Here is a 1,141-nt window from a genome sequence, read left to right on the forward strand (position 1 = left end):
GGGGTCGGCCGACTTCGGCTGGACCGCCTACACCCCACTGAGCAGCGTCGAGAACTCCCCCGGGGTGGGCGCGAACATGTGGGTGCTCGGCTTGGTCGTGTCCGGGCTCGGCACCATCCTCGGCGCGGTCAATCTGATCACCACGATCCTGACCCTGCGCGCCCCCGGCATGACCATGTTCCGGATGCCGATCTTCACCTGGAACATGCTGTTCACCAGCGTGCTGGTGATCCTCGTCTTCCCGCTGCTGGCCGCCGCGCTGCTGGCGCTCTCCGCCGACCGGTTGCTCAACGCCCACGTGTACGACGCGGCGACCGGCGGCCCGATGCTCTGGCAGCACCTGTTCTGGTTCTTCGGCCATCCCGAGGTCTACATCATCGCCTTGCCGTTCTTCGGCATCATCACCGAGGTCATCCCGGTCTTCTCCCGTAAGCCGATCTTCGGCTACACCGGGCTGGTGCTCGCCACCATCGCGATCACCGTGCTGTCCATGACCGTGTGGGCGCACCACATGTTCGCCACCGGGCAGGTGCTGCTGCCGTTCTTCAGCATCCTCAGCTACCTGATCGCGGTGCCCACCGGCGTGAAGTTCTTCAACTGGATCGGCACCATGTGGAAGGGCCAGCTCACCTTCGAGACACCGATGCTGTTCGCCATCGGCTTCCTGGTCACGTTCCTGCTGGGTGGCCTCACCGGCGTGCTGCTGGCCAGCCCGCCGGTCGACTGGCACACCCACGACAGCTACTTCGTGGTGGCGCACTTCCACTACGTGGTGTTCGGCACCGTGGTCTTCGCGCTCTTCGCCGGCTACTACTTCTGGTGGCCCAAGATGACCGGGCGGCTGCTCGACGAGCGGCTCGGCAAGTTGCACTTCTGGACCATGTTCATCGGCTTCCACGGCACCTTCCTCGTGCACCACTGGCTGGGCAACGAGGGCATGCCCCGGAGGTACGCCGACTACCTGCCCAGCGACGGCTTCACCACCCTGAACACCATCTCCACGATCTTCTCGTTCATCCTCGGCGCGTCCACCCTGTTCTTCATCTACAACGCGTGGAAGTCCTGGCGGTACGGGGCGATGGTGACCGTGGACGACCCGTGGGGCTTCGGCAACTCTCTGGAGTGGGCCACCAGTTGCCCG

1 protein-coding gene is annotated in these 1,141 nt (G+C 64.9%); it reads left to right on the forward strand.

Going from position 1 to position 1,141, the window contains the following annotated elements:
* A partial coding sequence (locus KBX34_RS33055) for a cbb3-type cytochrome c oxidase subunit I (RefSeq protein ID WP_210928988.1) occupies positions 1 to 1,141 on the forward strand: 1,141 nt, incomplete at both ends.

The organism is Micromonospora sp. M61 (assembly GCF_018070245.1).
Lineage (GTDB): Bacteria > Actinomycetota > Actinomycetes > Mycobacteriales > Micromonosporaceae > Micromonospora > Micromonospora zamorensis.